Consider the following 15238-nt stretch of genomic DNA (forward strand, 5'->3'; position numbering starts at 1 on the left):
TTTAGAGATAAATATAAATTATTAGAATATTATGAAATATTCGAATCCATATCAGGTATCGTGCCATCGTTTTTATACACAGATAAAGAAACGTTGTTTTGTAATAACAAACAAACAGAGCAATTAGGATAATTACATCCTAGAGTGAACAAATTACTTTTTTCCAGAGAAGAATTATCTAAAATAAAATCTTGATTTACAAGGAGGAACTCATAGTGACAAAATATATTAAATCAGGGAATCTTCAAGTTGCAACGGAATTATTTGAATTTATTAATTCAGAAGCTCTACCAGGTAGTGAAGTGGATCGTGATCAGTTTTGGTCTGGTTTAGAAAATTTGATAAATGAATTAACTCCTAAAAATAAGGAATTATTGGCACATCGTGAAGAGATTCAAAATCAAATAAATGCTTGGTATCGAAAAAATAATAATGATTTTGATTTTGAAGAGTATAAATCATTTTTAAAAGAAATTGGATATCTTGAACCAGAGGCTGAAGACTTCAAGATCACCACTGAAGGTGTGGATGCCGAAGTAGCTATCCAAGCTGGACCGCAACTGGTTGTTCCAGTTAATAATGCTCGTTATGCAATCAATGCCGCCAACGCCCGCTGGGGAAGCCTTTACGACGCACTTTATGGTACAGATGCAATCAGTGAAGAAGATGGTGCACATCGAGAAGGTGGCTACAACCCAGTTCGTGGTGCTAAGGTTATTGAGTTTGGAAGAGAGTTTCTTGACCAAGCAGCACCATTAAGGGAAGCTTCTCATAAAGATGCTGTAAAATACACAATTGAGTCTGGAAAGCTGAATGTTGCACTCCGGAATGGAGAAATGACAGGACTTGAGGACGAATCGAAATTAACTGGCTATCAAGGACAACCACAAAATCCAAGTGCTGTACTTTTGAAAAATAATGGCCTGCACTTTGAAATTCAATTCAATTTCAGTCATCCAATCGGAAAAACTGACGAGGCTGGCGTTAAAGATATTCTATTAGAAGCAGCAGTAACGACGATTATGGACTGTGAAGATTCAGTAACTGCGGTAGATGCCGAGGATAAAGTTCTAGTTTACCGTAACTGGTTAGGATTAATGAAAGGAGATTTATCTGCTACCTTCATAAAAGGCAATAAATTAACGACAAGAACTCTTAATCCTAATCGCATTTATTTGACCCCGACGGGAGAAGGATTGTCTTTGTCAGGTCGTTCACTTTTGTTTGTTCGTAATGTAGGTCATTTAATGACGAATAATGCAATCTTAGATCAAAATGGGGAGGAAATCCAAGAGGGGATTTTAGATGCAATCATCACTAGTCTTCTTGGAAAACATACTCTTTTAGGAAACGGCCCATACCAAAACACATCCGAAGGATCCATTTACATCGTTAAACCTAAAATGCATGGATCAAAAGAGGTCGCTTTTGCCAACCATCTATTTGATCAAGTAGAGGAATTGCTCGGTCTAAAACGGAATACTCTAAAAATTGGTGTTATGGATGAGGAGCGCCGCACATCTTTAAACTTAAAAGCTTGCATAAGCGAAGTTAAGGAACGGGTAGTATTCATAAATACCGGATTTTTAGACCGTACTGGTGATGAAATCCATACCTCTATGGAAGCGGGAGCAATGATTCGAAAAAGTGAAATGAAATCATCCACTTGGTTGCAAGCCTATGAAAAATCGAATGTTAATACAGGCCTTGTAAGCGGCTTCCAGGGGCGTGCTCAGATTGGAAAGGGTATGTGGGCTATGCCGGACTTGATGGATGAAATGTTAAAACAAAAGATTGGACATGTAAAAACAGGTGCAACTACGGCGTGGGTTCCATCACCTACTGCAGCTACATTGCATGCATTGCACTACCATCAAGTTGATGTAACGAAGGTCCAAAATGAAAAGATCAGTGAATCTAGAGACTTGAGGGATGAAATTTTACAATTCCCAGTTGCGAAACATTCTAATTGGAGCCCGGAGGAAATACAGGAAGAGATTGATAACAATGCTCAAACTATGCTAGGTTATGTTGTTCGGTGGGTGGACCAGGGAGTTGGTTGCTCGAAAGTACCTGATATCAACGACGTTGGACTAATGGAAGATCGTGCGACCTTACGTATATCCAGCCAACACATGGCGAACTGGCTACACCACGGTATCATAACAAAGGAACAAGTGCTAGAGACGCTTCAGCGTATGGCTAAAGTAGTAGACGAACAAAATGCTGGAGACGCTGCATATCGCTCAATGTCTGCGAATTTTGACGATTCGGTGGCATTTCAAGCTGCATATGACCTGATTTTTGAAGGTTATAATCAGCCAAGTGGCTATACTGAGCCAATATTGCATCGTCGCCGCATTGAAGCAAAAGCAAAGTTTGCTATAAAACAATAAACAACTAGGGGACATTCTATTTTTTACAACGTCACGATTTACAATGTAAAGAGTATATTGCTAATTTAATTGAAGTACTGCAGTTTCAACAACTAACTTTCATTATTAAATAGTGATAACAGATTGGGGGAGTTGAAGCTATGAAAGACCTTCGGGGAAAAGCACTAGACCTTCATATGAGTACTAAAGGGAAAATAAATGTAAATGTAAAGTAGCTGTAGAAATTTCCAGGGTTTTTAAAGGGGCACTTCAGGTGTTCGCTTCTGAAATTAATGAGTAAATGAAAGTGGCAGCGGTTTATGCAATTGCAAACTTAATTCAGCCGCAAGAACTGACACATGATTTTGTAATACCAAATGCTTTCGACAACCGAGTAGTAGAATCTGTCGCCAATGCTGTAGCAGAGGCAGCAATACAGTCTGGTGTTGCGAGAAAAAAACCGAAATAGAAGTCTGAGAGGAGCAATAAAACAATGAAGTTTACTAGGTTTATAGCTAATTCTTCCATTCATACAGGTGTTAAAGAAAAAGGTATAATAAGAGTAATTAAGGGCGATATTTTTGGTGCTTGGGAGTATACAGGCCAAACATTTTCTCAGGGTGAAGTTAAGTCTATTGCACCCCTAGAACCAAATCAAATCATTGGAATCGGTGCAAACTTCGTTTCAAATGTGGAGGATCTTCCGGAACAGCTCCCGGAAATTCCAGTATTCTTCTTTAAGCCAACTTCATCAGTGATTGGACCTGAAGATGAAATTATCATTCCAGAGGGTATCAAGGAAGTAAAGTTTGAATCCGAATTAGCCATTGTCATTGGGAAAGAGGCAAAAAATGTGCCTGAATCCGACGTACTGGATTATGTTTTTGGATACACAGTTGGAAATGACGTAACAGCACCTCAGTTTTTCCACCAGGATGGCCACTGGACAATTGGTAAATCATTTGACACGTTCACTCCATTAGGTCCTGTTATTGAAACCGTACTTGATCCTTTTAATGTAAAGGTCAAAGCAAAACTGAACGATGTTGAAAAACAAAACAGTGCAACTGAACTGATGATTATTCCAATTCGCAGAATGGTTTCCTATCTGACAAAAGTTATGACACTTAAACCGGGAGATGTAATTTTGACAGGTAGTCCTGTTGGAGCAGAGTTGGTCGGCGCAGGCGACGTTATAGAATGTGAAATAAAGGAAATTGGAAATCTTCGAAATACATTTGTTACGGCTAAAGAAGGTGCAAGAGCGTATTAGGTACGGTTAAAAATTTTTAGAGGTTAGTTCCAAATTGCTGGAATCAATTGATTTGAGATCGGAAGCAAGGCAATACTTGCAAGAACTGGAGAATACCACAAATAAGGTTATCCATCTAGTTGTTTATGACCAAGGTGAAGTGGTGTATATTGAAAAGCTAGAAGGAAACGAAACTCTGCGAATGCACTCTAAAGTTGGAAAACGAGAACCCATGCATTGTACTTCAGTCGGCAAAGCAATTCTTGCTTATTTGCCATCTAATGTCGTGCTTAACATTCTTGAGCAAAAGGGAATGCCAATGCATACTGAAAAAACGATTACGAATAAAGATGATTTCCTTCAAGAACTCATTCAGGTTAGAATTAAAGGCTATACATTGGATCTAGAAGAAAATGAATACGGAATTACTTGTATAGCCGTTCCTATTTTCGTTCATTCGGGGAAAGTCATTGCTGCTGTCATCATATCTGGTCCAACAAGGCTTCGATTTTAAAGTGGATTACTTTCCAATATATTTTTAGAATTTTTTTTCAAAGAAAATTTGCCCGATATATCTTTTTTTCAAAATAATCGGGCAAATTTTGATATTGGTTTTAAAATTTTACCAATAATTTGTATAATTAAAATAGGATTAGTGTTTGTTATATAACAACTACTTATATAGTTACTAAACAATAGTGTTTTTTCGCAAACTTACAGAAACATTGTTTCTTAATACGAAACAGAAAGGGGGAATTGTCTTATAGAGTGTTATCATGCCGATAGAAAGTGTTAAGGGAAATATTATGTAGAGAAGACAGCAGATTTGCAAGCGTTTTTCTTTTTGTATATCTCACCTTAGTCGCAATAAACCTTTAGTAACTAAAGGTTTAAAGTACTTTATAGTCCCTTTACCGGACAAGCACTATTATGATTTTATCATTACGCAACCAAGATAAAATTACATACATCCGGACTTTACAACACGAAAAAATTGAATATTTTCAGTGGATTCAAATTTTTTTCACTTTCTTGTAAATTAGAGCAGAAGAAATGGTAGCATATTTTAATAAAAATATGTAAGCGGTTACTTTTAGGGACTATAAATTGGAGGGTACAATATGACATATACACAAAACTTTACAGTGGTAGGAGATAGCCTCGCTTTATCCGCTATCGTGGCAGTAATTCCAATACTTTATTTCTTCTGGGCATTGGCAGTGAAGAGAATGAAAGGGTATCTCGCAGGGCTCACGACGCTATTAATTGCTTTGATGTTGGCGGTTATTGCATTTGGAATGCCAACACAAATGGCGATTATGTCTGCTACACACGGGGCAGTATACGGGGTTTTGCCTATTGGTTGGATCATTATCAGTTCAGTTTTCCTTTATAAATTAACCGTAAAAACAGGACAATTTGATATTATTCGTAATTCAGTTGTTTCACTTACGGAAGACCGTCGTCTTCAGGCACTATTGGTAGCGTTCTCATTTGGGGCATTTCTTGAAGGAGCCGCTGGTTTCGGTGCGCCTGTTGCCATTTCTGCTGCACTTCTTGTTGGTCTTGGATTCAATCCTTTATATGCAGCTGGCTTGTGTTTAATTGCCAATACAGCACCGGTTGCATTTGGTGCAATAGGAGCACCAATTATTGCGCTTGAGGGACCTACCGGAATTTCTGCGATGGAGATTTCAAAAATGGTTGGTCGCCAATTACCGTTTTTATCTGTAGTCATACCATTTTATTTAATCGTGATTATGGCAGGCTTTAAAAAAGCCTTCGAAGTCATGCCTGCAATTTTAGTAACTGGTATTACTTTTGCTGTAACACAATTCTTAAGCTCTAACTTCCTTGGACCAGAACTTCCGGATATTTTATCGGCTCTTGTTTCATTACTTGCTTTAGCAGTTTTCCTTAAATTTTGGAAACCGAAAACCATCTTCCGTTTTTCAGCCGAACAAGAAATGGCTGCAACACTTGCTGTAAATGAACCTACTGGCCACAAGCTAACTTATACCGGCGGACAAATTTTTAAAGCGTGGTCACCATTCCTGGTTTTAACGGGAGTAATCTCCCTTTGGGGAATTCCAACCATAAAGCAGGCACTAACAGGACACTATGAAGGAACAAATGTTGTTTTATCAATGATTAATTCTATAGGGCATGCATTTTCGTTTATACCTAACGTTCCATTATTAAATAATAAGATTATAAACGCTGCGGGAGAAGCGATACCTGCCTTTTACAAGCTGGAATTGCTAGGTGCTGCTGGTACAGCGGTTCTGATTGCAACAATCATTACGAAATATATTGTAAAAATTTCTTGGAAGGGTTGGATAGTTACATTCGGTGAAACACTAAACGAACTTAAATTTCCCATTATCACAATCGCTTCTGTTGTAGGATACGCTTATGTAACAAACTCTTCAGGAATGAGCACATCTATGGGGATGGTATTGGCGAAAACAGGATTTTTATTCCCTTTCTTCTCTCCTATACTAGGCTGGCTAGGAGTGTTCATTACTGGTTCTGATACTTCAGCCAACTTACTATTCGGTAACATGCAAAAAGTTACAGCTACTTCAATAGGCATGGATCCGGTGCTCGCAGTGGCAGCGAACTCTTCAGGCGGAGTTACTGGAAAGATGATTTCGCCTCAATCAATTGCAGTAGCTTGCGCCGCAGTAGGCCTAGCAGGGAAAGAATCTGATTTGTTTCGATTCACTATAAAGCATAGTATTATACTGGTGATTATTGTTGGAATCATGACATATTTGCAGAATGGGGTGTTATCCTGGATGATTCCTTAAGTAAGATTGCAAAGCAAATATCTATATTTAGAGTCAATATGAGATCAATATGAGTTGATAAAAATAAGAAAAACACCATTTAAAAGTCGCAAGTTTGTCAAACGACTTTTAAATGGTGTTTTTTCATTGGAAAAGAAAGATAGCTACGCATGAAGTTGATGGCGGACTTATAGAATTAAATCCAAGAAGGATATAATGTCCCACCTCTTGTTGAACACCATATGATTAATAAAACTAATTTTTATGTAGAATTTATAGTTACCTCTGCCAAAAAGTTGGGGCAATAGAGTTTCGTCCTAAAGGTTTATATCCAGTATTCTCCTTTTGGAGGAATTTTTTAAATATACATCTCTGTGATTGTTTCACGCTTTTAAATAAAGTCACGGTGTTTATAAAAAAGATAGATACAGGCGCAAAGGCGCTGAGTAGGCTTGCGGACCGCCAGCGAAAAGAGAGTGCTTGGAGAGGAAATTAACGTTCATTGTACAAACCATAAAAAGACTGTAGACAACAGTCTGAACACCGCAAAATGCGGTGTTTTTATTTGTGAATTTTCTTTCATTTTTATACAATAGCTATTCTAAAAAAGATTGAATGATGTAAATTCTATCTATGTCTCGTGTTGAAATATTACATATACTTCTTAATTACTTTTTAAAAAGTTCTACAATAGATGAAATTGAAGCCAAGCCCCCTTCTAATTAAGTGCCTCTCCGAAAATCTTAATAAAGAACAATTGATATCAATTTTGGAGGCTATCGAATGATCTAATCAATACAGCAAAAAAGCTATCCCCTGATCAACGGCAAAAAGTTACTGAAATGATAAAACTAAAGCATCGATTCTGATGACTCAATGCCTTAGTTATTTTAGAAAATACACCATTAATCTTTGACAGGTTCTAACCAACCGGTATCTCCTGACATAAGTGGTATGTGTACGAGCCAAGTGTCATTTATCGGTGGATTACTCTATTAACTTTCTGCAGTAAAAAATGATTATTCATTTTTTTGTAACATACTTCAGCCATAGCCCACCATCGTCCAGTTTTTCAATATCCTTTAAATAAAAATTTACTGGTTTTGTTTTATTTAGATAAGAACTCGTCTCAAATAGTGTCACAGAGTTAGATGCAGCATCTGCGATTGGAACTAAAACGAGGCTTAATTCATCAATTAACCCTTCATTTAAAAAGGATCCGTTTAGATAGCCTCCACCCTCTAACATTAGCATATCGATGGAAAATAACTTTTTTAGTTTTTCCACTACTAGACTAAAGTTTAATCGTTCTTTTCCGCCAAAAAAATATGAAATACCTATCTTTTTCAGATGTGCCAAGTATGCATCAGATACTTGCTCTGTAAGGACTTCTACTATATGATCCTCCGACCTATCTTCATTCCATGGTGCGATTGAATTTTCTGTCCATCCTAATTTCCCAGACGGGTCTACTGCTATTACATATGTTTTTGCATTTTTATTTGCTACGTAATCAATTCTAGGGATCGTCTCAATGTTTTCTTGTGCTAGAATTAATTTATGTCCGAAAGTAAAATGTTCCTCCATGGTAACCCTACCACACATCCAAGCTTTACATCCGTACCTTCCATGAATTTTATCGTATACGTCTGTAAAATAGGCAGCTCGTTCCACATTCAAATAATCTCCAATGATTTTTCCATCCAATGATGTCAGCATGTGGCATATTATATATGGTCTATCCAAAGGTATTACTCCTTCATAAAAGTAGTGGTTGAATACATCATAATTCTTATGATTGATATAAAAAAGCCCTGTATAACAGGGCAATTCTTATCATCAACTTTTATTTTAATTTGCTATATTCCACATCTGTTACTGGTTCCAACCATTCCGGTGTACCTGCAGTGATTGCAATGTGTTCAAACCAGCTATCTTTTGTAGCCCCGTGCCAATGTTTTACACCATCGTGGGTGACAATAACATCCCCGGCTTTTAAGAATTGAGCAGGTTTTCCTTCTTCTTGGTACCAACCTTCGCCACCAGTTACTAATAAAAGTTGGAATCCATCACGATGAATATGCCAGTTATTTCTGCATCCTGGTTCAAAGGTCACATTCCCTACACCTACACTCACTTTAGGGTCAGCAATTAATGATTTAAGATAACTTTGTCCAACAAAAAATTGTGCATATGCTTCATTTTTTTCGCCCACTGGGAAAATAACGCCATTTTTTACTTCCTCATGTTTTGCCATTTTAATTCCTCCAATAAACTATATTTTTTATTATTAACCTACTTGAACTGTAGGGCGTATAATCAGTTCATTTATTCCTACATTAGATGGTTGTTCAATGGCAAAGGCTATTCCACGAGCGATACTGTCACCATCGATGGCAACTTTGTAAAATTCATCTAGCCCTGCTTTCATCGCTGGGTCTGTTGTCGTTTCTAACAATTCGCTGCTAACAGCCCCAGGAGAAATATTGGTAACTCGGATATTGGTGCCATTCATCGCTTCTTCTTGGCGTAAACCTTCAGAGATGGCTCTTACTGCAAATTTGGTACCACAGTATACTGTTCCACCAGGGTAGATGTTATGTCCTGCTACTGAAGAAAGGTTGATAACGTGACCGGATTTGCGTTCTCTCATAGATGGAACGATACCAGCGATGGCATACAAAACACCTTTGATGTTGACATCAATCATTTTATCCCACTCATCAACTTTATTTTCAGCTAGAAAAGCTTGTGGCATGATTCCAGCATTGTTAACTAGTACATCAATTTTGCCAAACTCTTTAAGTGCATAAGCAGCGAGTTCTTCCATTTGTTGACGAGAAGTGACATCTGTCACTTTATAAATGGCTTCTCCGCCATTGGTTCTAATTTCTTCTTGTAATTTCTTTAATCGATCTTCACGACGAGCTGCGAGTACCAACTTTGCTCCTTTAAACGCAAGTTCTTTTGCAGTAGCTTCTCCAATTCCAGAAGAAGCACCTGTAATAATGACAACTTTATCTTGAATATTAGACATAATAAATAACACCCTTTCTTAATTTTCAGGAATAATTTCATTTACGCAAGCTAATGCGTTCAGTGTTCTCGGAAAGCCCATATATGGAAGGCAGTGGGTGATGGCGGCGATCAATTTTCCCTTGTCATTGCCCACATTTTTGTTACCCTGTACATGTGCCTTCACTTGACCTTCAGCACCACCTAAAGCAGTAATGATGCAGAGCGTTAACAATTCTCGTGTTTTCAAATCAAGTCCGCCACGGGTGTATAAATCTCCGAAGCAAAAAGTGGTTAGATATTCCTGTATATGCTTTTGATTTGACGGAGCACTCTCCTGCATTTTTTTAATGACATCACCAAATATCTTTACTTGCACTGCAAGTCCTTTATCAAAACGATTTTCTTCATCTACAGTCTTTTGACTTTCAATCGGCAAAGCGATATTCTTTGCTTTGAAAACCTCATTGACTTCATTGATAGCATTTAACGTTTTTGGGAATCCGATGTATGGAGCACACTGGTAAACAGCCTCTTTGATTTCGACAGATGTTAGCCCAACGTTTAGTGCGGCGTGAACATGCGCATTCAACTGATGCAATGTTTGATTGGTCGCAAGAACAACCAGTGTGATCAACTCACGCATCTTATCATCAAGGTTACCTTGATAAAAAACTTCCCCAAAAATGAAATGGCTTAGAATGTCCTGAAAATCAGGATCAGTAGTATGTGCGGCAGTTATTCCCTCACCAAAAAGCTGTTTGAACTTTTCCTGGCTCTTTTCAACACGGTCCATAACTAAACCTCCTCTTTGAATTAACTCTTCTATTATTCCAAGGTAGTAAAATTTGATGTGTTAGCAAATCGCATATTGATACGATATCGCACATCTGTATATAATATAAAATGTAAAGAGGATGTCTACAACTATCAAAATGCTACGATTTGTACGTTATTGCACAAGTTAATTGAAATTGTGCGTTAATTTTTAAGAAAGTTTGGTGAAAACTACAATGTCTAGGGTGGATAGAAGAGTACAAAAATCTCAAGAAGCAATAAAAAATGCTTTTATTGAACTAATGACTGAAAAAAGTTTTGATCATATTACGATACAAGATATTTCCGACAGGGCAAATGTCGGACGCAGAACGATTTATGACCATTACATGGATAAATTTGATCTACTTGATAAACTCATTGAAGAACATATTAACCAACTAAGGATACTCTGCGAGTCGGCATCTGAATTGAATTTTGTCGAGGGAAATCTAATTTGGTTTGAATACTTTGAACGTAATCATTCATTCTTTTCAACAATGTTAACGAGTAAAGGAGCCCCTGCTTTCCGTAGTCATTTCCTAGAATTTGTAATCCAAGAGCTAGAGGGTGAAGTTGATGTAACTGAAGGGAAAAATCAAGGTTTAAGTAAGGATTTAATTCTTAAATTCTTTGGAGCAGCTATAGTAGAGATTGTAGAAGTGTGGTTCAATAATGGATTATCAGAACCGACACAAGTCGTGGCAGAACAAGTGGGGCTTTTGTTAGATAGGAATTTATAGTTAGAAGATAGTTTTGTCAGATACAACGAGATTGTGAAGAAATATACTTAAACTCCCATGAAAATTAAAAAAGCTCAAAATTCAGAAAAAACCACCCCAGTAAAAACGCTTTTTAAAAAAAGGCTGAGCCTTATGAGTGATCTGATTGAGTTTGGTAAATGGGTAAACAAAAACCTCCAATCATAGCAAATTAAGTAGAGGCTAGCGCGACGACCAAAAAAAGGATTAATCTCCCATGAGTGCTACCCATAAAGGGCGCGACAGTCGGTGGTACACCGTGGTCGCCGGAGTCAGACTAACGGATGGGCTCAAAGGCACCATAGTTCAACGACCTTCTTCGCCAGACATTAAACATTATTGACCCCGAACCCCATTTCATTCTCTGTGGCGATCACTCTTTTTCTTGTGGAGTTAACGGGGTAATTTAATATAATAAGAATTAATAAAGGACCGGAAATTCACTATATTAAAGGGTGGGAAATGACATGCCAAGAAAGTACCGATTATATCAAATTGATTCATTTACGAAAGAAAAATTATCGGGTAATCCTGCTGGTGTAATTACAAATGCAGATGGTTTATCTTCGGGTGAGATGCAGAGGATTGCAAGAGAGCTAAACAATTCGGAAACGGCATTTATCTTTAAATCAGCCAATAGTGAATCTGATGTACATATTCGTTTTTTTACGCCTACACATGAGGTTCCCCTTTGTGGACATGCGACGATTGCGGCCCACTATGCTCGTGCAGTTGAAAATAGTTTAAGTACAGTTAAAGTTTATCATAAAACCGGTGTCGGCATTTTACCAGTCGATGTGATTAATGAAGATAATGATTACAAAATTATAATGACGCAGGGTAGTATTAGTTTTGAAACGGTGATTGATGGTGTAGCTTTGGAAAACATATTAACGGCTCTCAATATTAGTGAAAAAGATTTATTAGAAGATTGTCCAGTACAAATCGTTTCTACCGGGCATTCCAAGGTGATGATTGGAATTAAGAGTTCGGAACTTCTTCACCAATTAAACCCTAATATGGATCTACTTACAAAAGTCAGTGGATTAATTAATTGCAATGGTTTCTATGTTTTTACGATGAATGCTCCCGACTCGGAAATTTTAATTCATGGAAGAATGTTTGCTCCTGCAATTGGTATTAACGAAGACCCTGTTACGGGTAATGCGAACGGTCCTTTAGGCGCATACTTAATACACCATGGACTTGTCAAACATGATAATTCTTTATTCAGTTTTAAAGCAGTGCAGGGCGAAGCTATAAAACGGTCGGGTATCATTGATGTCCAAGTGAAAATTTGTAATCAGGAACCAGAGGAAGTAAGGATTGCGGGAAATGCTGTAATCGTATTTAAGTCCGAGTTATTACTTGAATAGCCATTTAACGTGCGTTAGCTTAAGATCGAAGCTGTCTCAAGGCAGCTTTTTCTTCTGGAACTAAAGGGGCAGCATTCCTATAATAACTGAAAATGAGGTTTGAACGAAAAAAGACCTCTTGATAAGATGAATGTGTCCTGAGCTGGCCAGCTAAAAAGGACAATACATCTATTTGGAGGTCTCACAATGAATTATAACCAAAATCATAAAATCTCTCAAATTACTTCTGAAACCTTAATTGTCGGAGTAGATATAGCCAAGCACAATCATGTCGCGAGAGCACAAGATTTTAGAGGATTGGAACTAGGTAAAACGTGTTTCTTTGAAAATACGAAAGCAGGATTTCATTCGTTTCTAGATTGGATTACCCAACTTGTTAAAGGGTGTAAGTTAAATCAAGTGATTGTAGGGATGGAGCCAACCGGTCACTACTGGTTAAATCTAGCTCATCTTCTAAAAGAGAATAATATTAAGTTCGTATCAGTCAATCCACTACATGTTAAACGAAGTAAAGAATTAGACGATAATTCACCTACAAAGAATGACGTGAAAGATGCAAAAGTCATCGCACAGTTAGTAAAAGACGGAAGATACGCCGAACCAACAATTCCACGTGGAATTTATGCAGAACTCCGAGTGGCCAAAAAACTTCGCGATCTTCTCAACGTTGACTTACAGGTCGTTCAGGGACAAGTTCATAACTGGCTTGATCGTTACTTTCCCGAATTTTTGACGGTGTTCAAAAGTTGGGAAGGCAAGGCAGCCATTCATTTTCTAAAGCTAGAAGCCTTGCCACATGAACTTGTAAAGTATACGGATGGCTTTCCGGATGTATTTTCTTTTAAACTTAAACCTGCTAATTTTACGATTTGGCGAGGATGTTGATAGTCTCTGAGGTCTTTGACCTCTGCGAAAAAACCTGCTACTGTATCTCGACCGATTCCTGACACCTCTAACATCTGTGTGACACCTGGGATATGGTCTAATAACTGATCTAATTGATGATCTATTTCTTCGAATTTCATTTGAATAAAATCATACTTCTCTAGTAAAGCTCTCAACTCTAATTTCGCCATAGCTGCCCCTTGACGAATACCAATCGAACGATTGGCTGCTTCTTTAAGTGCTCGTATTTTCTTTAAGCCTATACTGCGTTTTACCACTTGTCTTAGGGAAAGTAAGAGCTCTTCCAAAGGTCAGACCAAGATTACCAAACGGGGACGAAAGAAATTGAGGGCTCTCTTATTCCGGGCAGCCATGATACTGGTGGCAAAGAACAAGGCTTTTAAAGCTCTTCATATATATTACACAACACGTTCCCACAATCCCTTAAAGAAAATGCAATCTCTGATAGCCTTGTGTAACAAGCTTATTCGAATTCTGTTTTCAATCGGTAAAAAACAATTTACGTTTCAAGAAGACAAGATGTTAAAGGATATCCCTCATATGGCAACATTTGTAGGACATCAAACAGTCGCATAGTTCATCGGATTTTTATGGTTACACTGTCATTTAATTAACACTCATTTAAAAGTGAAGCACGGATTAGTCGGCAAAGCAACTAACGTGAGGACTTAGATCCTGTGGGGCAGCATGACCGACATCCACCTCATGGAAAGGTTGAACGAAGGAATGTAGGAGCATCGACTCTGTGAGACATGGGAGGGTTGACCTCCATGAGACATGTGGATATCTTAAAGTGCGATCATAACATTGTTTAAACCAATTTTTTCCTATGATTGGCTAGTTTAGCATGCACTTTTTTCGGTAAATCCCTATTCTTGAGGCGTAATGCCGAGCTTACATAGATAACGGTTAATGATATGACTATGAAATCCTAAGAATTCTAGAGCAATCGTGAGATTGTGTTTAGTTTATTGAGGGAGTTAGTGTAATAAGACGGGTTGAAAATCCAGTTCTCTTTTAAGGCGCTCTTGGGACATATTATTCAGCTAAGAAAAGTAAAAAATAAAAATCCATCCCTGAAAAGCTTCAAGGATGGATTCATACAAATACCATGATCCTTAGGGTGTTTCTTGGATAATTCTTGTTATGGTCGATAGATAGGTAAGTTATCCCGGTTAATACGTAAAACAAACATAATATATAGAAAAAGAGAAAGTGCTTATAAACGGGAACAAAATCCAGCTGTCATAATTGGTGTCTTATTTATTGAATATAGTGCAGATTTGGTCTTTATATAGAGGGGGGAATCGAGGATTAAATATTTTTGCCCCCTTAATACTAAGATTCCTTTCGAATTAATATAAATGGTCTGTGTAATGGACTGAAAAAAATGAAATTTTCTATACACGCTTTGATCCTTTTAGGCGGTATCTATGGTATTCATGAAATATTTATAGTTGGTACACAAAGGTATTTTTCGAAAATAGTAGGAATGCCATACATCATTTTTTCAACAGGGGCATTTGTTTCATGTATAACGTCTTTAAGACAAAGCTGATCGATAATAGCATTCTTTTCAGGATAATTTTAAGACTATTCGCTTCAAATAAGTAGACGTGTTTCCCTACTTAAGACAAATCACAAGTTGTTCTCGAAAGGGGGATTTAATTTGAAGAAATTTATTGTTTGTTATACCTTGGATAATGATATTAAACGAGAAAAAATAATAAAAGGGCCAGATGTAAAGAAGGAAGACGTTCTTAAAGATGTATTGGATAAGATAGTACGAAGTAATTACTTTATTGCGAAAACCGACCAAGGAGAGTATAGGATAAATTCTTCCTTAATACGTTATATTCAGGTTTTGAGTGAAATGCACTGTTTTTAATACCATACTGAATATTAATGACTAGTGACTAAATAAAATGTTATTTTCATAGTTTAC

General features: G+C 37.4%; 10 protein-coding genes and 4 pseudogenes. 9 read left to right on the forward strand and 5 right to left on the reverse strand.

Annotation, left to right across the window (positions count from 1 at the left end; all coding sequences use genetic code 11):
- Positions 1-215 precede the first annotated feature (215 nt).
- From AC3WLU_RS20880 to AC3WLU_RS20900, 5 genes and pseudogenes are all read left to right on the forward strand, one after another.
- Positions 216-2396, forward strand: coding sequence for a malate synthase G (locus AC3WLU_RS20880; RefSeq protein WP_492597837.1), 2181 nt, complete (start codon positions 216-218; stop codon positions 2394-2396).
- Between the two features lie 232 nt (positions 2397-2628).
- Positions 2629-2844 (forward strand): annotated as a pseudogene (locus AC3WLU_RS20885) (NAD-dependent malic enzyme); the annotation flags it as partial.
- Between the two features lie 24 nt (positions 2845-2868).
- On the forward strand, positions 2869-3648 hold the full coding sequence (locus AC3WLU_RS20890) for a fumarylacetoacetate hydrolase family protein (protein ID WP_095395220.1): 780 nt from the start codon (positions 2869-2871) through the stop codon (positions 3646-3648).
- 10 nt (positions 3649-3658) lie between these two features.
- A pseudogene (locus AC3WLU_RS20895) lies at positions 3659-4126 on the forward strand (IclR family transcriptional regulator); the annotation flags it as partial.
- Positions 4127-4748: 622 nt separating this feature from the next.
- A complete protein-coding gene (locus tag AC3WLU_RS20900; protein WP_413001432.1) occupies positions 4749-6440 on the forward strand; it encodes an L-lactate permease in 1692 nt (563 codons plus the stop codon).
- Between the two features lie 1002 nt (positions 6441-7442).
- Here the strand turns inward: AC3WLU_RS20900 and AC3WLU_RS20905 are convergent.
- From AC3WLU_RS20905 to AC3WLU_RS20920, 4 genes are all read right to left on the reverse strand, one after another.
- Positions 7443-8165 (reverse strand): dihydrofolate reductase family protein, encoded by a 723-nt coding sequence (locus AC3WLU_RS20905; protein ID WP_413001434.1) that lies wholly within the window; start codon positions 8163-8165, stop codon positions 7443-7445.
- Positions 8166-8265: 100 nt separating this feature from the next.
- Positions 8266-8676 (reverse strand): cupin domain-containing protein, encoded by a 411-nt coding sequence (locus tag AC3WLU_RS20910; protein WP_057277380.1) that lies wholly within the window; start codon positions 8674-8676, stop codon positions 8266-8268.
- Positions 8677-8709: 33 nt separating this feature from the next.
- Positions 8710-9456, reverse strand: coding sequence for an SDR family oxidoreductase (locus tag AC3WLU_RS20915; RefSeq protein WP_475467728.1), 747 nt, complete (start codon positions 9454-9456; stop codon positions 8710-8712).
- An 18-nt stretch (positions 9457-9474) separates the two neighbouring features.
- Positions 9475-10230 carry a carboxymuconolactone decarboxylase family protein gene (locus AC3WLU_RS20920; RefSeq protein ID WP_413001440.1) on the reverse strand — a complete coding sequence of 252 codons (756 nt, stop codon included), beginning with the start codon at positions 10228-10230 and terminating at the stop codon, positions 9475-9477.
- Positions 10231-10447: 217 nt separating this feature from the next.
- Here AC3WLU_RS20920 and AC3WLU_RS20925 point away from each other — a divergent pair, with 217 nt between their 5' ends.
- The 3 genes and pseudogenes from AC3WLU_RS20925 to AC3WLU_RS20935 all read left to right on the forward strand — a co-directional run.
- Positions 10448-10993 carry a TetR/AcrR family transcriptional regulator gene (locus AC3WLU_RS20925; protein ID WP_063575922.1) on the forward strand — a complete coding sequence of 182 codons (546 nt, stop codon included), beginning with the start codon at positions 10448-10450 and terminating at the stop codon, positions 10991-10993.
- 485 nt (positions 10994-11478) lie between these two features.
- Complete coding sequence (locus AC3WLU_RS20930) at positions 11479-12387, forward strand: PhzF family isomerase (RefSeq protein WP_400448085.1); 909 nt, start codon at positions 11479-11481, stop codon at positions 12385-12387.
- Positions 12388-12573: 186 nt separating this feature from the next.
- Positions 12574-13195 (forward strand): annotated as a pseudogene (locus AC3WLU_RS20935) (IS110 family transposase); the annotation flags it as partial.
- Between the two features lie 13 nt (positions 13196-13208).
- Here AC3WLU_RS20935 and AC3WLU_RS20940 read toward each other — a convergent pair.
- Positions 13209-13577 (reverse strand): annotated as a pseudogene (locus AC3WLU_RS20940) (transposase); the annotation flags it as partial.
- A 1385-nt stretch (positions 13578-14962) separates the two neighbouring features.
- Between AC3WLU_RS20940 and AC3WLU_RS20945 the strand changes: the two are divergent.
- On the forward strand, positions 14963-15181 hold the full coding sequence (locus AC3WLU_RS20945) for a hypothetical protein (protein WP_057277386.1): 219 nt from the start codon (positions 14963-14965) through the stop codon (positions 15179-15181).
- Positions 15182-15238: the final 57 nt, after the last annotated feature.

The organism is Peribacillus sp. FW305-BF15 (genome assembly GCF_058783805.1).

What these genes read in the sequence shown, in the direction of transcription:
- AC3WLU_RS20890 (WP_095395220.1), top strand. Translation starts at nt 2,869, where the DNA reads ATGAAGTTTACTAGGTTTATAGCTAATTCTTCCATTCATACAGGTGTT.
- AC3WLU_RS20900 (WP_413001432.1), top strand. Translation starts at nt 4,749, where the DNA reads ATGACATATACACAAAACTTTACAGTGGTAGGAGATAGCCTCGCTTTA.
- AC3WLU_RS20910 (WP_057277380.1), bottom strand. Translation starts at nt 8,676, where the DNA reads ATGGCAAAACATGAGGAAGTAAAAAATGGCGTTATTTTCCCAGTGGGC.
- AC3WLU_RS20915 (WP_475467728.1), bottom strand. Translation starts at nt 9,456, where the DNA reads ATGTCTAATATTCAAGATAAAGTTGTCATTATTACAGGTGCTTCTTCT.
- AC3WLU_RS20920 (WP_413001440.1), bottom strand. Translation starts at nt 10,230, where the DNA reads ATGGACCGTGTTGAAAAGAGCCAGGAAAAGTTCAAACAGCTTTTTGGT.
- AC3WLU_RS20925 (WP_063575922.1), top strand. Translation starts at nt 10,448, where the DNA reads ATGTCTAGGGTGGATAGAAGAGTACAAAAATCTCAAGAAGCAATAAAA.
- AC3WLU_RS20930 (WP_400448085.1), top strand. Translation starts at nt 11,479, where the DNA reads ATGCCAAGAAAGTACCGATTATATCAAATTGATTCATTTACGAAAGAA.